This window comes from Mucilaginibacter sp. P5_A6 (assembly GCF_056400585.1).
This window is the reverse complement of sequence record NZ_JBFUKZ010000021.1, coordinates 46,105-70,396: the sequence shown is the minus strand read 5'-3', so window position 1 is coordinate 70,396 and position 24,292 is coordinate 46,105. Positions and strand designations below refer to the sequence as shown.

The window sequence follows — 24,292 nt, the reverse complement described above, 5'->3', positions numbered from 1 at the left end:
TGTTAATTATTTGATGTTGTTCTTAGTCAGAAACCGGTCGATATTCTGGGCCATCTCAAATCCGTATTCCTCCAGTGCAAAGTGTCCGGTGGGCAGGAGGTGCACTTCGATATTCTTCAGATCCCTTTTATAAGGCCCGGCGCCGGAGGCGGGGAAGATATAATCGTTCTTGCCCCATAAGATAATGGTTGGTGGTTGGTATTTCCTGAAATAGGCCTGCCATGAAGGATATAGCGGCGGGTTGCTGCCATAAGAATAAAACAGCGCCAATTGGATATCCACGTTGCCCGGACGATCCATGCCCGCCTGATCAATGATCCAGTTGTCGGGGCTGATCTTGGTGGTATCGCCCACGCCATTCATGTACTGCCATTTTGTAGCGGTGATGGTCAATATCTTTTTCATCCCATTGATGGCATCTTCATTTTTTGGGTCTTTCCAAAGGGCGCGGAATGGTTTCCAGAAATCTTCCAGCCCTTCATCGTAGGCATTACCATTTTGGATGATCAGCGCTTGCACTTTTTCCGGATGCATAACTGCCAGGCGGTAACCAACCGGCGCGCCATAATCCATGACGTAAAGGCTGTATTTATTCAACCCTTTGGCGATCGCGAACTGGTCAACGATCTTGGCCAGGTGGTCGAAGGTATAATCAAATTCAGTTACCAAAGGCATGGAGCTGGCACCGTAACCGGGGTAATCCGGTGCGATCAAATGGTATTTGTCCTGAAGGGCCTGCATCAGGTTCCTGAACATGTGTGATGAGGTTGGGAATCCATGCAATAAAAGGAGGGTGGGTTTATCAGGCGAACCTGCTTCCCTGTAAAAAATGTTCAGGCCCTCGATCTTTACCGTGCCATACCTGACACCTGTAATGTTTGGAATTTGTGCGCTTACCAGGTTTATTGATAACAGGAGCGCTAATAGCATCATTAATTTACTTTTCATGATTTTCTTTTTTTGTAATAGTGAACAGACATAAATGAGATTTAATAACCAGCCGTGCTATCCTCCGGTTAACCTGTTGTAGCTTCAGCTGAATATCCCCTATTAAAGAATTTTGATGCCACTTTTTAAAAGCCTGTAAATGAATTAATTGTGAAAATATTGGTAATAAAGCCCAAGCGATATATCAAGAATTGATCAAATCATCTTGAAATAACACTAATGATATATCGTCCCCCGGAAAGGTATCCCGATCCCGACATGATCGCCGGCTAAGTTTTAAATCAGATGGTCAGAAACAGGAGAGGAGAAAGCATGCTGAAGGCAGAGCCTGGCTGTTGGCTTGGCAGCATTATAGTCTTTTCGTTTGCAACCTTGACATTTAAACAATAGGAGGGTCATTATTGAAATGTCGAGACTTAATTTAATTAAACTTCTTCTTAAATAATTGAATAATAGTTAGATGTGGTTTGGTACTGCGTTTGGTTAGTCATGAACAGATGAATTCAATCAGTAACAAATCTTAATTTAATTAACATGAAAACAAATCAATTGACCCGATGGTCAAGACACTTCATTTGGCTGGCGGCGATTTTTAGCTGCCTGAGCATTTCAAGCCCGGCGCAGGCTCAGGGAACTCCCGTTAAAAACGTGGTTATTGTTCACGGGGCACTGGCAGATGGTTCCGGCTGGCAGGGCGTATTTAAGGTACTTACCAAAAAAGGCTATAACGTAACTGTCGTACAAAATCCCTGCACTTCCTTAAAGGAGGATGTCGACGCGACCAATTTCGCAATTGATAAGATGGATGGCCCGGTGGTGCTCGTCGGCCATTCCTGGGCTGGTACCGTAATCACCCAGGCCGGTGTTAACCCAAAGGTTGCAGCCTTGGTTTATGTTAACGCGTTTCAGCCGGATGTAGGCGAAAATACAGTAACCTGGGCGGGAAGTCTGCCGCCAAAACCTGAAAATGGATTACTGCCACCGGATGAAAAGGGCAATGTCTATTACGACAAGGCAAAATTTCATGCCGGTTTTTGCGCAGATGTACCGAAGGAACTGGCCGATTTCATGTTCGCCTCCCAGGGATTTATACCGGGAGCGGCTTTTGGAACCCCGGTAACTGAAGCGGCCTGGAAATCAAAGCCAACCTTTGGCATATCCTCCACCGGAGATAAAAGCATCAATCCGGAAATTACAATGAACATGTACAAAAGATCAAAAAGCATCATCACGCAGATGTCCGGCAGCCATGTCGTATTCATTACTCATCCGGAGGAAGTATCGGCAGTGATCATTGCTGCTGCTAAAAAGGGCGGCAGTCAATAACCGACCTGTTATAAAAGGCCCTCTTATGCTTTATTCTCAAACAGCGTAAGGGACCTTTTACATTAAACCTAACAATAAAGAAAACTACAACATTAGCATTTTAAATTATGGAAAATACATCGCAAGTATCATCAGCAATCAATGGAAACAGCCGCAGGCTGGAGGGAAAGGTGGCTCTGATCACCGGCGCGAACAGTGGTATCGGTTTAGCCACCGCGAAGCGGTTTTCAGCTGAAGGAGCTTATGTTTATATTACCGGTCGCCGACAGGAGCAACTGGACGAGGCTATTTCGGCTATCGGGCAACAGGTTACCGGTATCCGTGGCGACATCGCTAACCTGGAAGAACTGGATTACATCTTTTCGGTGATCGCTTCGGCACACAATCACCTCGATATCGTATTTGCCAATGCTGGTTTAGGCGCTTTTGAAGCACTCGGGCAGGTAACCGAGCAGGGCTTCGACCTGGCTTTTAATGTAAATGTAAAAGGGACCTTGTTTACCGTGCAAAAATCACTACCCTTTTTAAAACCCGGCGGATCCATTATCCTTACCGGCTCCACAACAGGCGTAAAAGGTACAGCGTCTTTAAGTGTTTACAGTGCTACCAAAGCCGCTATCCGGAACTTTGCACGTAGCTGGGCCTTAGATCTGAAAGGAATGGGTATCCGGGTAAATGTATTATCTCCCGGTGCTATCGGCACACCAGGTATGTTTAACCTGTTGGATTCTACCGGTTACCGGGAAGAAGGTATCAAACAATTTGGTGAGCAAACGCCGCTCGGCCGCATTGGTGATCCGGAGGAAGTAGCTGCTGCTGCTTTATTCCTGGCCACTGCGGAAAGCAGCTTTATGACAGGCAGCGAAATTTTTGTAGACGGCGGCTTTGCCCAGGTATAAAACAGATTTACGATCATAGCTGAAGCAAAAATCCCTTAAGCACGCACAAAGCGTTTTAAGGGATTTTTGCTTATATCTGGTTGTTCCGATAAAAGCTTGCTTTAATATTGCTATCAGGCAACCGGCAGGCGGAAAAAAAAAGTGGTCCCTTTGTTTAGTTCGCTTTTAAACCAGATTTTACCATGGTGCCCCTCGATAATGGTTTTACACAGGTATAAGCCGATGCCGAAACCTCCCACAGGTTTTTCCAGCTGATTGTCCACCCGGTAATATTTATCAAATATTTTGTAATGCTCATTGGACGGTATCCCGATGCCATGGTCTTTAATAGAAACCTGCAGGTGATCTTTTGACATTTTACAATTGATTACGATGACGTCGGGATCCGGTGAATATTTGATGGCGTTTGTCAGAAGATTTTCCACCACCTGACCGATACGTTCCCGGTCGGCCTGTACCCGCATAGCCGGAGAATTTCTTAGAATCAGTTGATGCTCCGGGTGCCTGAACTGCACCTGGTCTACCATTTCTATTAACAGGTCGTGCATGTTAAACCCGGCCATGGCCAGGCTCAACTGGCCTGTTTGCATGGTCGGCCCTTTAAGAAAGTAATCCAGCATTTGGTCGGCCTTGTCTACCATCTCATTAGCGCTGTTCAAAAATTTCAAAAGGCGGTCTTCTTCCGTTTTGGTTACGATAGATTGGCACAATTGGACGTATAACTTAATGGATGATAAAGGTGATTTCATTTCATGGCTGATCAGCGCCATCAGGTCCTGGCGGCTGATCTCCCGCTGCATCCTGGGACTGATATCAGCCAGTGTTCCATACAACCTTTTTGCTTTGCCGTTGGAACCGGCTTCTACGATACCCGTTATCCGCAACCACTGTTGCTGCTCCATCGCCGGCTCGTCCCGGTTGACCGGGAATTGGAGATCGATGGGGGTGCTTTTTTCCATAGCAGTCCTGATGGCGTATATTAAAGCGGGAGCCTGATCTTTTGGTATCAGGCTGATCAGCAAACCGATGGCTGTCGCCTGCGCGTCCGGTATACCGAGCATTTTTTTACATCGCAGGCAGATCTTTAAAATATTTGCTTCAAAATCAAAACTCCAGGCCCCCAACCCGGCAGATTCAAACGCCTGGTCGGCCTGAATGAGGCGTTGGATGTTATTATCCGTAACGCCCGCCCGCCGGAACATACTGGTTTGCCTAACCGGAATTTCTTCGATTACTTTGATCGGCAAATTACCGGACATATAGGAATTGTGGTTAATTAAGGCCATGAGGTTGTGATTTGAAAATACAGGCGACGTGATTTCGCTAAATGGACTATTCAGTTTCCATCGCAGTTTGGTAAACGCCGCGGTTGGCACTACTATTTAACGCCGCCCTTTTAACCAATTTTTGCTGTGCAATAAGTTCATTTTCGGCAGCCCCTTTCCAGCTTTCTAGGGCGGGCTGCTGCAATGCTCTCGAATAGGAATAGGTGATTTTCCAGGGAATGGAGTGCTTAAAACGCTGGTGCATGGCGTTAAGACGCGCTGTAGCCAGTTCGGGTGACTGGCCGCCGGATAAAAATGCGATACCGGGAATAATTGCTGGCACCGCTTCCAGCAAGCAAAGCACTGTCGCATCAGCCACGGTGATAAGATCCGGCTGATCACTGGAGCTTAGTCCGGGCAGCACCATATTCGGTTTTAAAATTATACCTTGTAGGTTTACCCGCTGTTTATATAATTCCTCAAACAGGATATTTAAAGTTCTCCGCGTTACCCGCTCGGAGATATACAGATCATGATCGCCATTCATGATTACTTCAGGCTCAACGATCGGTACAAGTCCGGCTTCCTGGCAAAGTGCAGCATAGCGTGCCAATAAATGACAATTCGCATAAATTGAAGATGTGGTAGGCAAATCACCCTGTATGGTGATGACAGCCCGCCATTTGGCAAAGCGGGCGCCCATGATATAATATGCAGCCAATTTATCCCGTAGGCCATCCAAACCTTCAGTAATCTTCTCACCGGGAAAGCCGGCCAGGTCAACGGCTCCATGGTCTACTTTAATGCCGGGTATGATGCCACTATCCCGTAGCACATCGATGAATAGTTTGCCGTCCTTTGTCCGCTGACAGATCGTTTCATCAAAAAGAATGGCCCCGCTGATATAATCACTAAGGCCCGGTGCGGTTACTATTAATTCCCGGTATCGCCGCCTCATTTCAAATGTTTGTGGTATTCCAATCGCTTCAAACCGTTTATTGCAGGAAGCTGTGCTTTCGTCCATCGCCAGAATCCCCTTGTCTCCTGTCAGTAACTGATTGATCGTTTTTTGTAATGCCTGAATATCCATTGACTTAAATTATAGCTATTGATCATAATTGTTTACTGGTCTCCACGATGAAAATAATATGCCGCGATTCAAATAATTGATAATTAGTTATTTATGAATAATATTTACTGTTGGTCGTGGCGATATATCAAGGAATCTTCTTTTTTAAATGAAATAACATTAAGGGTCAGCTTCCTTTACATCTGCCCTATTCCGGCCTGACCGCTGCTTAAGTATCCCATGGCTGTTCCCCGTTTCTTTAAAAACCTCGCCATTTCAAGTTTTGGGCTCTAAATAACGAAATGCCGCATAGCGAAAAGCATATCCATTTTTGTAAGCTATTCATTATTAGCGATTTGTAAACTGGCACAAATATTACCTCATGCATGCCGTTAACGCTTCCATCAGTTTTAACCGGTCAACAAAGCAAGAGCACGATCACCAGATTTTGAAAAAAGCAATATGAAAACGATTAAAGTTCCCAGGCGGAATGAGGTAAGCCCGGAATCACAATTATTATTTGACCAGGTTACCCAGCATCTGGGCAAGCTGCCAAACCTGTACGCGACGATGGGTTATTCCTCCGGTACACTGAAAGGTTATTTACAATTTGAGGGGGCAATGGCCGGCGGGGTGTTCAGCGTCAAGGAAAAAGAAGCGATCAACCTGGTCGTATCCGAAATCAATAATTGTAATTACTGCCTTGCTGCTCATACCATGATCGCAAAAAGCAAGGGTTTCAGCCATGAAGATATCATTAGCATCCGCAAGGGTTATACAGAAGACAGTAAACTGAATGCCGTAGTGAAGTTAGCTAAGAGCATCACGGAAAACAGGGGTGAATCGGACCCGCAACTGCTGGAAGCTTTTTTTGAAGCCGGTTATCACGAAGACGCGCTCATCGAGCTGATCGGATTGGTCACCGCTAAAATATTTACAAATTATGTATATGCTGTAACAGGTGTGCCACTTGATTTTCCCGAAGCCGTCAGCCTGGATAAAAATTAATAGGAAAACCGCTGCCTGCAATCAGGGGGAGAGGATTATCCGGAATCATCATTTAAAAAGAAATATTATGAGCGCTTTTCAAACCAATGCTTATTCCACGATCACATGTGATGAGGATAAGCTAAAACTGGGTAACCAGTTTCTATTAGCCTTCAGGGATCATAACTGGGATTTATTGAGATCTATTATTACTGATGACTGCACCTGGTCGTTACCCGGCGAAGGCGAACTGTCGGGTGAATCAGTAGGAGCAGAAGAAGTGATCAGCAAAGCCATGAAGTTTGCCAGCAAGCTTAGTCTCGGACTGGATCACATCCAATATAGCCTGAATTGTGTGGCTTTGGCCATACACAACCAGGCCATTACCGGAGATGCTGATATTGATGAGCATATCGCTACGGTCAATACGATGCGTGACGGCAAAATTTCGGGCATCAGCACTTTCTTCTCAGCTGTGCCCGGTATGCGAACCTTTTTCGCTGAATGGTCGCATTAGGTCAGTTAAACAATTATAAAATATTTCACCATTTTTTAAAACCCATATCATGAATACAAATCAGAACAACATGAATCGCCGTAACTTTTTAGGAACGGCAGGAATTTTAACTGCGGGCGTATTTTTGGCTCCCAAATTTTTGTTCAGCCAGGCCAAAGCCGAAGGTCCGGTTGAGATCATTATTAAAGCTGCAGCTACCGCCAAGATCAATGTGACCAAGCTAAGGGGTAATATCTATATGTTGGATGGTTCTGGGGGTAACATCGCCGTTTTGAACGGCCCGGAGGGTAAATTGCTGGTAGATGGCGGCATTAGTGTTTCCAAACCTCACGTACTGGCCGCACTGAATTCTATCAGCAACCAGCCGATCAAAGTGCTGATCAACAGCCACTGGCATTTTGACCATACCAGCGGTAATGAATGGCTGCATAATGCAGGCGCCACCATCATTGCGCAGGACATTACCCGTGAACATTTAACGAAAAGTATTCACCAGGAAGACTGGAATTATACTTTTGCCCCCCTGCCGAAAGCGGGCCTGCCTACCGTATTATTCAAAAAAGAGCATACCCACCATTTCAATGGCGAAAAGATCCATGTGGAAACCTATAGGCCAGCGCACACGGATTGCGATTCTTCTATTTATTTTCCCAACGCAGATATTTTGCATGTGGCGGATACTTTTTGGAATGCCTACTACCCAATGATTGATTATTCAACCGGAGGAAGTATAGACGGAATGATCACTGCGGCTGCACGCAACGTGGCCAGGACAACAAATCATACCGTGATTATTCCCGGACACGGCGCTATAGGAAACCGTGCACAACTGATCGAGTTTCACGATATGCTGGCAACGATCCGCGAGCGTGTGAGCAAATTAAAAAATCAGGGAAAGTCCTTGAACGAGGTTATTGCGGCCAAACCAACTGCCTCTTATGACCAAAAGTTCGGAGGCTTTGTGATCAAAGGCGATTTCTTTACCAAACTGGTTTATAAGGGCGTATAAGACCGGCTTATGTTCATTGGTTCAACCGAATAGGGAACTTAGCTTCCTATTCGGTTATTAGGGGTATCAAACAGTTGGTTTCACCTATAGTCAGCTAATGTAAAATGGAAAATTTAAAAAAATGGCCGCTCTGGCCGGCATTTATAGATGCGAAATGCCCACGTTGTAGAAGGGGGGATATGTTTGCTAACGAAATGTACGGTTTCCACGGCCAGGTCATGTTAAAAAAATGCAGTCATTGCGATCTGACCTATGAAATTGAGCCCGGCTACTTTTATGTCGCCATGCTTATTAGCTATGCCATGAATGTAGCCGAAATGGTCACGCTATCTATAGCGATTTCTGTACTGACCGGCAGCGAGAATCCCTGGCTATACGTGATCATCATTTTGTCGGCAGCCTTAATGCTATCGCCCTTTAATTTCAGGTATTCCAGGATCATCCTCTTATACTGGCTCACCCCCGGTTTGCATTACCGGCCTGAACTGAGTGAGGATACTGCCCTTCATAACGATTAGAACAATGCGCATTTATAATTAACCGGCCGCCGAAAAACAAAAGATGAAAAACTCAATTATAAAATTTATTGCCGGCCTTGACCAGGCAGGAAAGAATGTGACCAGGCTTGCCATAGTCGTTATCTTTTTATGGATCGGCGGCTTGAAATTTTTTACTTATGAGGCTGACGGGATCGTACCATTCGTTGCCAATAGTCCTTTCATGTCCTTTTTTTATAAAAATCCGGCGGAATATAAAAAGCACCTGAACAAGGAGGGGGAATTAATTGTGGCAAACCGTCTTTGGCAAACCGATAACGGTACTTACTTATTTTCAGAAATATTAGGCACTTTTCTGGTGCTGATGGCTGTACTGGTAGCCCTATATAAAGTGATCCCGATCCCGAGTATGATCGCCAGCATGCTGATCATTTTGATGACGGTCGGCACTCTGTCATTTCTAATAACGACACCCGAATCATGGGTGCCGCGCCTTGGAGATACCGATTGGGGTTTTCCTTATTTGTCAGCCAGGGGCAGGTTAGTATTAAAAGATATTGTCATCATGGGCGGCGCTATTATCACGATGAGTGAATCTGCCGGGATTTACCTGCGCCGGCTTAAATAAAAATGATGCAGGAAAACAAGGTTCCGGACGATGGCCGCCGATATTTTCTTCGGCAAGCCATTTTCGCAGGCCTCAGTCTCTATTTACCCATGACCGCTATGAAAATGTCAAACCCAAAGGGAGTTGTTATTAAGGTTAGCCGCTTTTCCGTTGATTTAACCTTAAAGCGGCTTACTGAACTATTAAATAATAAAGGCGCAAAAGTCTATGCGATTATCGATCAGCAGGACGAGCTGGGCAAAGTGGGTCTCCAAATTCCGCCTATGCAGTTCGTTTTATTCGGCAATCCCAAAACCGGTGGACCGGTCATGATGGCCAACGCTATCGCAGGTTTGGACCTGCCTTTAAAAGTCCTGGTTTGGGCCGATGAAAACAATGTTGTCCGAGCCGCCTACAATGATCCGGTTTATCTTAAAGAGCGTTACAGTTTAACCCCTCAACTGGCCGGTTCGTTGAATATTGAACTGCTGCAAAAGGCGGTTTTGGAATCTTAATTTCCCATTATAGTGCCCTGACTGGCTTTCAGACCACTCTAAAATCCCTCACATAAGTGGCGAAATTGTTGAGATATCAACAGTGCGATACCACAGTTGGTGATATATCGCTAAAGCACCTACTGGCTTTAGTTATAATGTATTGATTATCAATTGATAATAAGATGGTATTGGGTTTGCAGCCTGTTTTATGGTTGAGTTGACGCCAGACAGGCCGCCCTTAGTTTTTAATCACAATTCAAAACGTACCAATATGCCTTACATTGACAGCCTAATTTCATCTTATTCCCCAAAGAGCAAAGAACTTTCTGCGCTGGTTAATGAACATTTCGAATGCATAGAAAACCTTGCCGAAAAATTTAAGGCGGCTGTAAAAGAGCACTTTGATTCGGGTTTTTTACAGGATGAAGATGAGAAAACGATTTTGCTTGATCTGAGCAACGAGATCGCGGCCGTAAAAAATAAAGACGACCTGTTCGGTGTTGTAAAAACTAATTTGGATACCTTATTTAACGTTGAAGGATTTGCAATCATCCTGGTTAACCCGGAAAACAACGCTTACCGTGTTTATGAGTTCGGTCGGGAGCCCTACCACCCTGACGGAAAGGGCTTAAATGATACAGAATTTGAAACCGGTTCTATACCCGAACCTGTATTAATGCAGTTGGCTGCTACCAGGCAACCGGCCGTCATCGATCTGGCCGAAGCGATTGATCTGTTTCCAGATATGTCCTATTTAAATAATTGGAAAAATAAGGGTGTGGATACATTTGCTGTTGTTACCCTGGAAGCAGGTGGCGACATCTTAGGTTACCTGCTATTTATATCGGAAACACTTTCTATCGAGTCGTTGCGGGGCAATCTTTTAAGAGGTGTTTGCTCTCAATTGTCCATCGCGCTCTCCAATATCATCCTGATCGAGGAAGTTGTTCGCAGGCGAAATGAAATGGAACTATTATTGTCTATCAACACTGCTATCGCCTCCGTCAGGAGCACGGAGGAACTTGAAAAGGTGATTAAGGATAAGCTCAAACTTTTATTGGGATGCAGCCATACGCTGATCGCAGTTCGGGATGCCGATGGTCTTACTGTCAGCGCATTTCTGCTGGATGAAGATGCCATGGCAAAAGCTCACCCGGCCTACCGGGATGCCAAAGATGGTCAATATCCAATAAATGATAGCGTGTTAAAGCAAGCGATGCAAACAGATCTACCAGTATTGTTTGATCTGGATGAATTGGTATCAGAGCCAAATGTACCGATCTATATAAAGATCAATCATGAGAGCGGGCTTAAGGAATTAATGGTCACCCGTTTTGCTAAAGGCGAAGATGTTTTCGGCTTTTGGCTGTTATACTTTGAAGAAAAACAACTGATCACGGATAGCAAACTAAAACTCGTACAAAGTTTGTCCTATCAGCTTTGCATTTCAGTTGCCAATATCATTGCCAACCAGGAGATAGACCGTTATAAACGACAACTTGAAGAGGAGACGATTTATTTAAAGGAAGAGATAGAGGTTAATCAAAACTACGCGGAAATCATTGGGGAAAGCCCGGTGATGCAAAAGACCTTCCGGTTGGTTACGCAGGTGGCACCCTCGGACAGTACAGTTTTGATCTTAGGGGAAACAGGCACCGGCAAAGAACTGATCGCACGCGCAATTCATAATAATTCACCCCGCAAAAACAAATTAATGGTCAAGGTTAATTGCGCTGCGCTGCCGGCTAACCTGATCGAAAGCGAATTGTTCGGTCACGAAAAGGGCAGCTTTACCGGTGCTACCGAACGCAGGCTGGGTAAGTTCGAACTCGCCAACAACGGCACCTTGTTTTTAGATGAGATCGGCGAAATGCCGCTGGAATTGCAGGTTAAGCTTTTGCGCGCCCTGCAGGAAAAGGAGATCGAACGTGTTGGCGGGCGGGGCACCATCAAGGTGGATGTAAGGATCATTGCCGCTACCAACCGGGATCTTGAAAAGGAAGTAGATGAAGGACGTTTCAGAAGTGATCTGTATTACCGTTTAAATATATTCCCGATCCACCTATCTGCGCTAAGGGACCGAAAGGAAGATATCCCGGTACTAGCTACCCATTTTATACACCGTTATTCCAAGAAGACCGGGCGACAGATCACAACGTTGGGAAATAAGGCATTGCAGGACATGATGCACTATAGCTGGCCGGGTAATATCCGGGAGCTGGAACATCTGATTGAACGAAGTATTTTACTGGCGACCGGGGATGCGTTAAAACATATCCATTTGCCGACCACGAAATCTAGCAACACGGTGATCACTTCCAACGGAGAGATCCATCTCAAAACGATCGATGAAAATGAGTGCGAACACATTTTGCGGATCTTAAAATATTGCCAGGGCAGGATATCGGGGCCCGGTGGGGCGGCTGATATTTTGGGGGTGCCGCCAAGTACTTTAAATTCTAAGATCAAACGGCTGGGGATTAAAAAGGAACACTTGGTTTAAGTATTACAGCGTTTTTCCTGATCACTTTTATAATCGCATTCATATCCAATATTAAATGAAAATTGTCTATACCATTTTATTCGCTTTTATAGCTTGCAACTGCCTGGGGCAAGATATTACACACAATATTTCAAGACATGAGGCAGATTCATTAGCAAGCCTAATCACCAAAAATCACCTGGATACAACCCGTATAAATATATTATTACGTCTCGCGCAATTTAACATATTAAAGCCGGGTGAATACAAGGCTGACCTTGATAGCGCAGAGACCTGTATAAAGGCAGCGGCGAATTTAAACCCGGCAATCAAATTGCCGCAGTACGAAGGAAGGCTTGCATTAGCAAAAGCAAGCTTATTTAGGGAGAGAGGGCAAAAAGTGCAGGGTAAAGCCGCCGCTGAACGCGCAATTTTGATTTTAAAACCGGCCAATGATATGCGTGACTTGGGCCTTGCCTATTATGAGCTTTCACAATATTACGAGTTCAGCGACCCCGCTCAACTGCCTTTGAAGATTAATTTAACGCAATTGGCAAGTTCCACGTTTGAGCAATCTGGAAATACTGAGCTGATGGCGTTCAGCCTTAAAATGCTGGCGGATCTATATAATTACAATGACGATAGCTACAACGCGTTGAAAACGATTAAGAGATCACTGAAAGCTTACCAAGCTATTGGTCATAAAGAAACTCAAGGGGTTTATGATCAACTGGGCTCTATCTACTATATAAAATCTGATTTTATTCAAGCTTTAAAATATGAGTTAGCCGCAGTAGAAACTGCCGGGAAAGTCCGGGATACCACCATGCAGGTATGTGAGATTAACAATAACATCGGCTTAATATATACCAAGCTTGATAAGAATGAAAAAGCAATAACATACTTTAAAAGGGCAATCATTATCGCGGAGAAATACCACGAGAATGCAAGTGTAGCGCTATTAATATACAATACGGTAAACAGTTATATCCTACTTAAAAAAGCCACTGACGCTTTGGTTTTTATTAAAAGTATTCCCCTGAAATATCTAAAATCAAATGATAATTCCATGAATTATTGCGTCCCAATGGCTTATATAAATATTTACACCAGCCTTAAAAAATACAATAAAGCAGAAATTTATGGTACTCAATTGCTTGCTTATTTGAAGCATAATAACTTCGGGACCCACGATAAGAGTAATATTTATACGGCGCTGGCCAAATATTATGTCGCTTCTAAGCAATATGCGGAAGCTCAAAAATATTTGATTAAAAACAATAGTACTTTACAGCGCGTAAAGGATCCTGGCACCATCTCCCGTAATTATGATCTTTGGGTTCGCCTGGACACCTCTCAAAGACGCTATAAGTCTGCTGTCAATCATTTGCTGCTTAAAAATAAATTGAACGACTCCGTTGCCAATGAAAATAAAATCAGGCAATTAAATCAGATAACTGCCTTTTACGAAAGCGAAGAAAAGGAAAACTCCATTAAATTGCTTCAGGCTCAAAACAGGCTTCAGCAGAATAGAATAGTTCACGCGGAAACAACCCGAAAGTGGGCGATTTCCCTAGTCCTGCTACTATTTGTCCTCTTAGCGGTAGGGGTTGACCGCTATCGGGTTAAACAAAGAATTAACAAACTTCTTGAAGCGCAGCAGGTAAAGATAAAATCAGATAACAAAAACCTGGTGCTGGAAAAAAATGGCTTGCTGGAAGAAAAAGATAATCTGTTAACAGAGAAGGAATGGCTGCTTTCGGAGGTTCACCACCGGGTAAAAAACAATCTGCATACGGTGGTTTCCTTACTGGAATCACAAGCGGTGTTTCTTAAGAATGATGCGCTAAACGCGATCGAAAAAAGTCAGCACCGCATTTATGCGATGTCCCTGATCCATCAAAAATTATACGGGGACGGGAACGCACAAACTGTAGACATATCGGGATTTGTCCCGGAACTGGCCCGTTACTTGAGTGATAGCTACGGAACACACCAGAAAATACATTTTAAGCTTGATCTTGATCCGGTAAAAGTATGTATCACCCAATCGATCCCCTTAGCGCTCATCATAAATGAAATCATCACCAACGCTATCGTGCATGCTTTTCATCAAAATGCATCAGGGAGTATTACAATAAGCATGCATCAAAAAGGCGATCTGGTCACGTTAGTTATCGCCGATAACGGAATAGGAATAGATCTCGATAAAAGCAGCGGGCCTTCCGACACCCTGGGAATGGTGCTGATTAATGGCTTAAGTGAAGATATCCATGCGGAAATTAATATCAAAAACGATCATGGTACAAACGTTACGCTAATTTTTCCAGCCGAACAAATGCTGACGGGGGAGGCTCATAATTATTCCTGAACAGGCTCGGCCTGAATGTCTTTGCTAAATCAGTTTTGCTATTGATTAATGATTGATCAAATCCAATAAAATGAGAAAAATTCTATTTGCAACCTTCATCCTCCTGAGCCATTCATGGCTCTATGCCCAGGATATTACCCGGAGCCTTCCGCAGAGCCAGGCAGATAAACTAAACCGTTCACTGTCCACCAACATGTCAGACGCGAAAAGAACGGATGTTTTATTACGTCTGGCGCTCTTTAATATTTTAAAACCGGGAAGTGAAAAATCGGATGTCGACAGCGCAATGAATTTTATCAGTCATGCCGAATCGATAATTATACGCCTAAAGTCGGCACCACTTAATGGCTATTTGTCGTATGTTAAGTCAAACCTAAGTCGGGAAACAGGAGATGAAAAGAAAGGAAAAATATTTGCAGAAAGAGCAGTTAGTCAATTAAAGAACAGCGATGACGAATATCATTTAGCGCTGGCATATAATGAACTGGTCCAGTATGAACCCATGCAAAGCGTTAACAACATAAAAGTCAAGATTCGGTATACAGAACTTGCAGTGATGTCATTAGACCACTCAAAACATATCGAATTACGGGCATTTCTTTTAAAGAACCTATCAGAACTGTATTGTTTTATAATCTACAATGAAAAAGCATTGAAAGCAATTCAACGTTCGCTGGAAGAATACGAGTCGATTCATTATGACCAATTGCAGGGTGTTTATACGAGATTTGCAACCATATACTATTCGTTGGGTGGCTATCAAAAGTCACTGGGTTACATGTTCAAAGCCTTAAGAGCTGCTGAAACGTCCAGAGATACCACGATGCAGCTTTGTCAGGTCTACAATATGATCGGACTGATTTACAATCAACTCAATGAGCCCAAAAATGCTGTTCCCTATTTCGTTCAAGCGATGGGAATAGCGCAGCGAAACAAGGATATAAATAATGCCCTGATCATTATGTGGAACACCGTTTTTGATTATATTAAAATCGGGGAGTATGAACAGGGACTAAAATTGCTTGGCCAGTTCGAGGTATCAAAACTCCTGCCTCTAAGCCGAGATGGTCAAGTTCTTTATATCCCACTTAGTTATTTGCAAATCCATCTCGCCCAAGAGGACTATCTGAAAGCGGGTCCATACTGTACGCGACTACAGCAGATGATCAAGACCTACCCCACGGCGCAACCGACCATCATAATCAATAGCAATTATAGCTTTATTCGGTACTATATACATGAACGCAAGTTGAAGTTGGCACATAAATATTTTTTAATCAACCAAAAAATTATAAACAGAGTCAATGAACCTCAATTCTTCAAGGAACAATATTGGAATGCATTTCGAATTGATTCAGCGAATGCTAACTATAAAGGCGCAATGATCAATTTATTAAAATTCCGTAAGTTAAACGATTCGCTTTTTTCCGAAAAGAAGAGCCAGCAGATCAGGCAGATAGCGGTAGAATACCAAACTGAAAAAAAGGAGATCCAACTTAAAATAAAGGACCAGTCGATCCGGCTATTACAACAAAAAGAACAAATACAACAAAGGGGGCTTCAGAATGCCAATATATTTCGAATTTTCACACTTGGTATCATTTTTTTACTGTTAGTTATTCTGGCTCTTTTTTACCGCCAATACCAGTTAAAACAGAAAAGCAATGAGATCGTACAGCGTAATAATTTGCTAATTACGCAAAAAAACGAATTACTGGAACATCTGCTCAAGGAAAAGGAATGGTTGTTAAAGGAAGTACATCACCGGGTGAAAAATAACCTGCATACCGTCATCTGCTTATTGGAATCGCAGGCGCTATACCTTGAAAACGACGCGCTAAAAGCCATTGAAAATAGCCAGCACAGGATCTACGCGATGTCGCTGATCCATCAAAAGCTTTATCAGTCCGAGGACATCAAAACAATAGATATGTCAGCCTACCTCCCAGAATTTATTCAGTATCTGAATGAAAGTTTTGGCACGCAGCGACATGTGCGTTTTCACCTGGAAATCGAGCCAATTCAATTGGGTGTATCACAGGCGATCCCGTTGGCGCTGATCGTCAACGAAGCGGTAACCAATTCGATAAAATATGCTTTCGCCCCTGGTGCCATTGGGATTATAACAGTTTCTATGAACCAGCGTGGTCAGGATATTACGCTGGTAATTGCTGACAATGGCATAGGAATGGACCCGGCTATTGCTAATATGCCTTTAGAATCTCTTGGCTTGAAATTAATGAACGGTTTAAGCGAAGATATCAACGCCAGGATAAAGATAGAAAACGACAAAGGTACCAGGATAACCATTATGTTTAACGCTGATCCGCTGAATTTGGATCATCAATTATCGGATAATCTTATGGATACCGGACATGAATGATGGGATGATACTGACGCTTTTTGGCAGCTAATTTTTTATGGGCTTCTCCGATTAAAACCGGAAAAGTATCATCTATTTTAAAGTAATAATAACTCTTATATTTATTTATAATAAACTCATCGGTAATATCATAAAAAATGAACCTGATATTCTGCGGCTGCTAATTAATTTATAGAAAGATGATAAAGCAAATTTTACTTACAATTTTAGCAGCTAGTCAGCTCACACTGGTTAAAGGTCAGGATATCGGCAGGAGGGAGGCAGATAGTTTACTTCAATCAATTAAAATAAACCGGAAAGATATCGTTCAATTAAATCGATTATTAAAACTTGCCGAGTTCAATATTTTTAAACAGGGCGAGGTTAAAGCCGACCTGGACTCCGCGGAAAATTTTTTAAATCAGGCTCACCAATTGAACGTTACCTTAAAATCACCTGAAGCGAACGGCTATATAAAATTAGTAGACGCTTATTTCTCTGACGAAAAAGGGAAAGGTTCAAAACAGTTGTATATACAGGCGGAAGTAGCTCTGCAGACAACTAAAGACCTTTACCACCTCTCTCTGGCAAAAGTGGAAGTAGCCAGGTACTATAATGCGAATATTGCTGCAGAAGCAGTCACTAAAATGGAATTGTTGAACAGCGCGGCTGCGATCTTACGAAAGGCCGGAAATGACCCGCTGGTAGTGAGAGAAAGTTTGATTGTTCGAAAAGAAATCGCCGATGTGCATTACCAGCAAGGAAAATTTGCGTTGGCGATCAATGAACTTAATGATTTGCTTGCGGACTATAAAAAAACGGGGGCTCCGCGAATATTTATGGTGTACGATCTTTTGGGTGTTGCCTATTGGAGTCAGGGTAATAACGTTAAAGCGATCTATAATTCATTGGAATCGGTCAAGAGTATTAGAACGGCGCAGGATTCGGCATATATTTGTTCCTATTACTACCGACTGGCATACATCTATATCCGCTTAAATAAAGATGCTGAAGCAAGGGAATGGTTTGAAAAAGCCTTGAACTATTACATGGCGAAAAACGATAGGGGTAGGATTTATCATATGTTGCCTCTCTTCGCTGATCGTTACAATAACGAAAAACGACCTGGCGATGGCTTAAAATTCATTGACTCCATAAAACAAAAACTACCGCCCAAGAATAACGAGCAGGAAAAATTACTGGCCGGAGCGTTGGCTAAGACCTATGAAGCCTTCAATCAGGTTCCTCTTGCTGAAAAGTATTACCGGAAAATGATCAGGTATTCCGACCTGCAAGTTACCAAAGGTGAACTTGCGGGAGACCCATTGGCCAACTCCCGGATAGCCACTTTTTACCTCAAATACGAAAAAGGCGGATACAAGAAAACGAGAATGTATCTCAAAAAAACGTTGGATACCTGGACCTCAGACCAAAAGACGAAATACTTATTTGAACTTCAGATGAATTTCAAACTGGATTCCGCTACCGGAAACTATATCTCGGCCATAAAACAATTGCAACGGAAACAAAGCTACAATGATTCAACTTTCACAGAAATGAAGAGTAAACAAATTGAAGAATTGGGTATAGCCTATGACACGGAACAAAAAAAACGCGATATTAAGATACTCGAGGGCTTGCAAAAGTTGCAAGCGGCCAAATTACAATATGCCGAAGAAACCCGGACTTGGATCATCGCCGCAGCGGCCACGTTACTGATCCTAGTGGTCATTATTTATAACAGGTACAGGTTAAAACAAAAAAGCAATAAGTTATTGCAGGCTCAAAGGGAGGAAATTACGCGTAGCAATAAAAACCTTCAAATCACTGTAGTTGAAAAAGATGAGCTACTGTTACAAAAAGAACATTTAATTAAAGAAAAGGAGTGGCTGCTAAAGGAAGTGCATCACCGGGTAAAAAACAACCTGCATACCGTAATCTGTTTATTAGAATCTCAGGCCGTTTATCTTGAAAATGATGCGTTGAAGGCCATTGAAAGCAGCCAGCATCGTATATATGCCATGTCCCTGATCCATCAAAAGCTGTACCAGTCTGATGACATCAAGACCATTGACATGTCGGTGTACCTGCCGGAATTCATACAATACCTGAATGACAGTTTTGGCGTGCAGCGTCAGGTACGGTTCCACCTGGAGATAGAACCGCTGCAGCTTGGCGTTTCCCAGGCAATACCCTTAGCCCTGATCGTGAACGAAGCCGTGACGAATTCTATTAAATATGCCTTTAAACCGGGTGTTATAGGTATAATTTCTATTTCCATGTCCCAACAAGGGAAAGAAATCAAATTAATTGTTTGTGATAACGGGGTGGGAATAGACCCCGCGCTTGCTGATAAGCCTATGGAATCACTTGGCCTGAAATTAATGAATGGGTTAAGTGAGGATATTAACGCGCGTATCACTTTCGAAAATGATAAGGGGACAAAAATAACCGTTATATTTAACGTTGATCCGCTCAGTCCCGAGCATAATTTGTCAGGTGCTTTCGGCGCGTACAAAAATGATGGCAATAAATTGTGATAGAGAAAAACAGCATGTTTTTGATGGCTTTACCAATAAAACTAAACAAATTGTGAGAACCAAAATACTAATCGTCGAGGACCAGTTTATTGAAGCCAATAACATGCAGGGTATATTGGAACGTGAAGGATACAAAGTTACCGGCATTGCCCGCTCTGTGCCCATTGCCTTAAAGTTGATCGAAAAGGAAAGGCCGGATATGGTCATGCTGGACATCCTGTTACAAGGCACTTTAACGGGGATAGACCTGGCTGCACAACTTCGGGAAATGAAAATCGCTTTTGTGTATTTATCTGCTAATTCCAATAAACAAATTCTGGATGCTGCGAAGGCCACAAAGCCTTATGGATTCCTGGTTAAACCATTCCGGGCAAAGGATGTATTGGTCATGCTTGATGTTGCCTGGTACCTGCATAGTCAGGTAGAGGAAGAAGTAAAAAACAGGGAGGCCTTTTTAAAGAAAGGCGGGCACCCTGAAGCGGGAGAGTTAAAAAGTATTATCGGTAACAGCCCGGCGATGGTGGATATACTGAATAATGTAAAGATCGTCAGCCAGTCCGATACGGCGGTCTTGATCCTGGGCGAGAGCGGCACTGGTAAAGAGATGATCGCACAAGGCATCCACCGGTTATCTAACCGGAAAAATAAGCCCCTGATCGTGGTTAATTGCGGCGCGCTTCCGGCCAATCTGATCGAATCTGAACTATTCGGGCATGAAAAGGGTTCTTTTACCGGCGCGTATAATAAGCGGATCGGAAAGTTTGAACAAGCGGATGGGGGAACCATATTTTTAGACGAGATCGGAGAATTGCCCTTGGATCTCCAGGTCAAATTTTTGCGGGTTTTACAGGAAAAGGAAATTGAGCGCATAGGCGGTAATGCCAAAAAAGTTGATGTGCGTATCATTGCGGCAACCAACCGCAATCTCGAAGAGGAGATCAGCGCCGGCCGGTTCCGGCTTGACCTATATTACCGGCTTAATATCTTCCCGATCCTTTTACCACCGTTACGGGAAAGGCGTAACGATATCCTATTGCTGGCCGATTATTTCCTGAAAAAATATGCGGACAAGCAAGGCAAAACGATCACTGGCTTTTCAGATGAGGTCATTAGTATAATGCGCAAGTATAGCTGGCCGGGAAATGTTCGTGAACTGGAGAATATGATGGAAAGAAGTGTTTTATTGTCTATGGGAACGCTAATCAATACGTTAGTCCTGCCCAAAGATAAGGGCTCCGCTATTATCGATATTGAAGAGGATAAAGTGAAAACGATGGAGGAAAATGAACGCGATCATATCCTGGCCACACTTGCCAAATGTGACTGGAAAGTCTACGGGGAAGGCGGGGCGGCGGAACTTTTAAATATCAATGTGTCCACGCTTAATTCCAGGATGAAAAAGCTGGGCATTGATAAAAAACATCATAATTAACTACACCATTCAGTAAACTCCTTGCAGGAGTTCGCTGAATAAAAATAACCCAAGCACCAAAACTCCGGCTGTAAGGAATAAAGCAGGTAGCGGGGTAGGGATGAACCCGCCTTTCCTCCGTTGTTTTTCCCGGAAACAATACTGGTAGTAGGCGTAGCCGGCTGAACAAAGGCCGATAGCCACCAGCAGAATACCAAAATCTCCGGCATAGGTTTTTGCCGAAATAAGCGTCAATTCACGGGCGGATAAGGAAGTTGCCTGTATGATAGGAATGGTGAATTTCTCGATGATGAACCCCAGCGCCATGACCGCAATACTTTTTATTAGCCTTATATAAAAAACACGTTTTTCGGGGAAGTGAGCGGATGGGCCGTTCAGGTAAGCTTGATCATTAATTTTCATCTTGTTTTGTATGAGAGATTTAAAATTTTTGCTGGTTATATGCCTGACCGGTAACAAAATCATGCCAAAGTCACAATTAATTGTTTATCAGGCTTTTACGAAGCAATTGTATCTAATCGCACCCACGACATGCCGCGGTTTTATTGATTAACCATGAAATCCACTGACCCTTTCACGGGCGTATTTCCTTCTAAAGCCTAACCTGGCAGCAAAGCAGTTTCCCCCCCGGACAGGCTCCTTTTTTTTAAAACATGATATTTAAACAAAGCCGCTCATATAGATGATATATCGCTACCTGTTTATTTTATTTTTTTTGTGTAATGATCTGTTAATCAGCTGTTTTGAATGTGGCATTGCATTGGTTTAATAAAAACGGCCAGCTGACAGGTTTGTGGAATAGTTATTAGCAACTCAACCCTAACTGTGACGCCCGGACAACAAGTCATTATTAATCATTTAAAATCAAAAAGATGGACACAAAAAAAAATGAAGGCAAGGTTACCATACCGCCATTTGACCAGGATCCGATGCTGTCGGCTGAAGTAAGAACTTTTCTAAAAGCGTTAAATGCACCCGGCGGTGCACCGCTGGAATCACTGCCACCATTAGAAGCGCGCAAAGTGCTGGAGGGGGCACAATTATCGGTTGAGGTCGATATGTCCGGCGTGGATGAATCGGAACATACCATAAATGCAGATGGGTTTAAGATCGTCTTAAATATTGTGCGGCCGGCAGGCGTGGATACGGTTTTACCAGTATTTATTTTTATCCATGGCGGCGGCTGGGTTTTGGGCGATTATCCAACACACAAAAGAATGGTCCGCGACCTGGTGGTGGTTTCCGGGGCAGCAGGCGTATTTGTCAATTATACCCGGACGCCTGATGCTGTTTACCCGCAAGCCATTAACGAGATCTTTGCTGCTACCAAATGGGTCGCTGCGAACGGGCATGAGATCAATGTTGACGGCAAGCGCCTGGCAATTGCCGGCAACAGTGTAGGCGGCAATATGACCGCGGTAACCGCCCTGAAGGCAAAAGCCAACAATGGCCCTGAAATAAAATTACAGATCATGATGTGGCCAATCGTAGATGCGAATTTCGAAACCGGTTCTTACCTCCGGTTCGGTGAAGACCGGTTTTTAACCACGCCATTAATGAAGTGGATGTATGATATGTATATCCCGGATCCCGAAAAAAGGAAAGATATCTATGCTTCGCCCTTGCAGGCCACTAAAGAGCAATTGACCGGTTTACCCCCGGCATTGATCCAGGTAGCAGAAAATGATGTTTTACGTGATGAAGGCGAGGCTTATGGCCGGAAGCTGGATGAGGCTGGAGTGCGCACAACCGTTGTTCGTTATAACGGTGTGATCCATGACTTTGGTTTACTAAACCCGTTGGCGAATATCCATCCTACAAGGTCATTGTTCGCACAGGCCGGTGCTGAACTTAAAAAGCACCTGATGTAGCCCAGGAAAATAAAGCAAAGTACAGATCATATAAATTTCTAAAATATATAAACATGAAAAATCAAAACAAAATAAAATGGCCGGGTACTATTAATTGGTTTGCCGGAATCCTAATGCTGATTACGGCAGGCAGCCTTAATACCCAAGCGCAGATAAAAGATTATGCCACGGACGAACACCTGAGCCCGGCTGTCAAAATCTTTTTAAAAACATTAAATACCGGTGGCCCAGGATTGGAAACACTCAGCCCGGTACAGGCACGACAGGTGCTGGTAGACGTTCAGGCGGCCTATAAAGTAGATCTTTCCGGCATAACCGTATCTGAAAAAACGATCAGCGCTGATGGTTATAAAATCAAACTAAATATTGTCAGACCAGCCGGGGTAAAAGGCGTTTTACCGGTTTTTATTTATATACATGGCGGCGGCTGGGTCCTGGGTGATTTTCCTACACATGAGCGTATGGTGAGAGACCTGGCCGTGCTCTCCGGCTGTGTCGGTGTTTTTGTTAATTATACCCGGACGCCTGACGCCGCATTTCCTACACAGATCAATGAGATCTATGCAGCCACTAAATGGGTTGCAGCGCATGGCAGCGAGATCAATGTGAACGGCAAAAAGCTGGCTGTGGTTGGGAACAGTGTCGGTGGCAACATGACTGCGGTAACCGCGCTTAAAGCAAAGGCCAATAAGGGGCCGCATATCAGTTTACAAATCATGATGTGGCCGATCCTGGATGCTAACTTTGAAACGGAATCCTATAAATTATTTGGTAACCAACGGTTTTTGACCACGCCGGTGATGAAATGGATGTATGATATGTATATCCCGGAACCAGGTAAACGGACTAACATTTTTGCATCGCCGTTACAAGCCACCAACGAAGAGCTAAAGGGGTTACCACCTGCGCTGATCCAGGTCGCTGAAAACGATATATTAAGGGATGAGGGCGAGGCATATGGCCGTAAACTGGAACAGGCCGGGGTTACGGTTACCGCAGTCCGTTATAATGGCGTGATCCACGATTTCGGGTTACTAAACGGCCTGGCGACCATACCGCAAACCCGTTCACTGTTTGTACAGGCGGCGGCTGAAATGAAAAAATACCTGAAATAGTTTTAATAACAACTAATTTTATAAAAAATAAAAATGGAAGCAACAGCACAAGTGCCATCGACACAGGACGTGATCAATGGTTTTTTTCAAAGCGCAGGCCAACTTGACGCAGCAGCCGCGGCTTCATTCTTTGCTGAGGAGCCGGATTACTATATCGCGGCATCACCGTTTATGCCATGGACTGGCAAGCGGAACAAACGCGCGGATGTAGCTGTCGCACTGAAACAACTTTTTGATGCCCACGTGCCGGGGGATGAAAATTTCGATATTGATCATATCTTTTTTGATGGCCAGGAAGCTGCTTTGTTTGCTGTCGCCAGCCGGGTAGTTAACGACACCAAGAGAAGATATTCAGCTAAGATCTGTATGCGCTTTACCGTTGTGGATGGCCTGATCACCAGGTTCCTCATTCTGGAAGATTCACGCGAGATCGAAAAGGCCTTTAACAAAGATACTGGCGGTTGTTAATCGAGAGTCGAATTTAATAATAACAACGGG

The 24,292-nt window shown here is 43.8% G+C and carries 20 protein-coding genes; 16 read left to right on the top strand and 4 right to left on the bottom strand.

All coding sequences use genetic code 11. From position 1 onward, the window contains the following. Window positions 1–6 precede the first annotated feature (6 nt). Window positions 7–948: an alpha/beta fold hydrolase gene (locus tag AC1DO4_RS20310; protein WP_477419155.1), complete on the bottom strand. Its 942-nt coding sequence runs from the start codon at window positions 946–948 to the stop codon at window positions 7–9. A 534-nt stretch (window positions 949–1,482) separates the two neighbouring features. On the opposite strand from AC1DO4_RS20310, the gene AC1DO4_RS20305 reads away from it, so the two are divergent. Both AC1DO4_RS20305 and AC1DO4_RS20300 read left to right on the top strand, forming a co-directional pair. Continuing rightward, window positions 1,483–2,274, top strand: coding sequence for an alpha/beta hydrolase (locus AC1DO4_RS20305; RefSeq protein WP_477419153.1), 792 nt, complete (start codon window positions 1,483–1,485; stop codon window positions 2,272–2,274). A 107-nt stretch (window positions 2,275–2,381) separates the two neighbouring features. Next, window positions 2,382–3,173, top strand: coding sequence for an SDR family NAD(P)-dependent oxidoreductase (locus AC1DO4_RS20300; protein WP_477419151.1), 792 nt, complete (start codon window positions 2,382–2,384; stop codon window positions 3,171–3,173). A 113-nt stretch (window positions 3,174–3,286) separates the two neighbouring features. Here AC1DO4_RS20300 and AC1DO4_RS20295 read toward each other — a convergent pair whose 3' ends face one another. Next, window positions 3,287–4,459, bottom strand: coding sequence for a sensor histidine kinase (locus AC1DO4_RS20295; RefSeq protein WP_477419149.1), 1,173 nt, complete (start codon window positions 4,457–4,459; stop codon window positions 3,287–3,289). Between the two features lie 46 nt (window positions 4,460–4,505). Next, on the bottom strand, window positions 4,506–5,528 hold the full coding sequence (locus tag AC1DO4_RS20290; RefSeq protein WP_477419147.1) for a class I fructose-bisphosphate aldolase: 1,023 nt from the start codon (window positions 5,526–5,528) through the stop codon (window positions 4,506–4,508). Between the two features lie 441 nt (window positions 5,529–5,969). On the opposite strand from AC1DO4_RS20290, the gene AC1DO4_RS20285 reads away from it, so the two are divergent. The 11 genes from AC1DO4_RS20285 to AC1DO4_RS20235 all read left to right on the top strand — a co-directional run bounded on the left by AC1DO4_RS20285 (window position 5,970) and on the right by AC1DO4_RS20235 (window position 20,808). After that, window positions 5,970–6,515: a carboxymuconolactone decarboxylase family protein gene (locus tag AC1DO4_RS20285; protein ID WP_477419145.1), complete on the top strand. Its 546-nt coding sequence runs from the start codon at window positions 5,970–5,972 to the stop codon at window positions 6,513–6,515. A gap of 67 nt (window positions 6,516–6,582) precedes the next feature. Further along, on the top strand, window positions 6,583–7,011 hold the full coding sequence (locus AC1DO4_RS20280; protein ID WP_477419143.1) for a nuclear transport factor 2 family protein: 429 nt from the start codon (window positions 6,583–6,585) through the stop codon (window positions 7,009–7,011). 49 nt (window positions 7,012–7,060) lie between these two features. After that, window positions 7,061–8,020, top strand: a complete 960-nt coding sequence (locus tag AC1DO4_RS20275; RefSeq protein ID WP_477419141.1) for an MBL fold metallo-hydrolase — start codon at window positions 7,061–7,063, stop codon at window positions 8,018–8,020. A 179-nt stretch (window positions 8,021–8,199) separates the two neighbouring features. Next, a complete protein-coding gene (locus tag AC1DO4_RS20270) occupies window positions 8,200–8,538 on the top strand; it encodes a DUF983 domain-containing protein (protein ID WP_477419139.1) in 339 nt (112 codons plus the stop codon). Between the two features lie 43 nt (window positions 8,539–8,581). Next, on the top strand, window positions 8,582–9,145 hold the full coding sequence (locus tag AC1DO4_RS20265; RefSeq protein ID WP_477419137.1) for a DUF417 family protein: 564 nt from the start codon (window positions 8,582–8,584) through the stop codon (window positions 9,143–9,145). A 2-nt stretch (window positions 9,146–9,147) separates the two neighbouring features. Beyond that, entirely contained in the window at window positions 9,148–9,639 is a 492-nt protein-coding gene (locus AC1DO4_RS20260; protein ID WP_477419135.1) for a DUF302 domain-containing protein, read from the top strand. A 253-nt stretch (window positions 9,640–9,892) separates the two neighbouring features. Further along, window positions 9,893–12,124 (top strand): sigma-54-dependent Fis family transcriptional regulator, encoded by a 2,232-nt coding sequence (locus AC1DO4_RS20255; RefSeq protein WP_477419133.1) that lies wholly within the window; start codon window positions 9,893–9,895, stop codon window positions 12,122–12,124. A 55-nt stretch (window positions 12,125–12,179) separates the two neighbouring features. Next, window positions 12,180–14,474, top strand: coding sequence for a tetratricopeptide repeat-containing sensor histidine kinase (locus AC1DO4_RS20250; protein WP_477419131.1), 2,295 nt, complete (start codon window positions 12,180–12,182; stop codon window positions 14,472–14,474). Between the two features lie 70 nt (window positions 14,475–14,544). Then, a complete protein-coding gene (locus AC1DO4_RS20245; protein ID WP_477419129.1) occupies window positions 14,545–16,857 on the top strand; it encodes a histidine kinase dimerization/phosphoacceptor domain -containing protein in 2,313 nt (770 codons plus the stop codon). A 179-nt stretch (window positions 16,858–17,036) separates the two neighbouring features. Beyond that, window positions 17,037–19,376, top strand: a complete 2,340-nt coding sequence (locus tag AC1DO4_RS20240) for a histidine kinase dimerization/phosphoacceptor domain -containing protein (protein WP_477419126.1) — start codon at window positions 17,037–17,039, stop codon at window positions 19,374–19,376. A gap of 52 nt (window positions 19,377–19,428) precedes the next feature. Next, window positions 19,429–20,808 (top strand): sigma-54-dependent transcriptional regulator, encoded by a 1,380-nt coding sequence (locus AC1DO4_RS20235; RefSeq protein ID WP_477419124.1) that lies wholly within the window; start codon window positions 19,429–19,431, stop codon window positions 20,806–20,808. Window positions 20,809–20,817: 9 nt separating this feature from the next. Here AC1DO4_RS20235 and AC1DO4_RS20230 read toward each other — a convergent pair whose 3' ends face one another. Then, a complete protein-coding gene (locus AC1DO4_RS20230; protein ID WP_477419122.1) occupies window positions 20,818–21,210 on the bottom strand; it encodes a YidH family protein in 393 nt (130 codons plus the stop codon). A 470-nt stretch (window positions 21,211–21,680) separates the two neighbouring features. Here AC1DO4_RS20230 and AC1DO4_RS20225 point away from each other — a divergent pair, with 470 nt between their 5' ends. From AC1DO4_RS20225 to AC1DO4_RS20215, 3 genes are read left to right on the top strand one after another with little or no spacing between them, the layout of a single operon-like run. Next, window positions 21,681–22,679 carry an alpha/beta hydrolase gene (locus AC1DO4_RS20225; protein WP_477419120.1) on the top strand — a complete coding sequence of 333 codons (999 nt, stop codon included), beginning with the start codon at window positions 21,681–21,683 and terminating at the stop codon, window positions 22,677–22,679. 53 nt (window positions 22,680–22,732) lie between these two features. After that, window positions 22,733–23,794 carry an alpha/beta hydrolase gene (locus AC1DO4_RS20220; protein WP_477419118.1) on the top strand — a complete coding sequence of 354 codons (1,062 nt, stop codon included), beginning with the start codon at window positions 22,733–22,735 and terminating at the stop codon, window positions 23,792–23,794. Window positions 23,795–23,827: 33 nt separating this feature from the next. Next, a complete protein-coding gene (locus AC1DO4_RS20215; protein WP_477419116.1) occupies window positions 23,828–24,262 on the top strand; it encodes a nuclear transport factor 2 family protein in 435 nt (144 codons plus the stop codon). The last annotated feature ends 30 nt before the right edge of the window (window positions 24,263–24,292 follow it).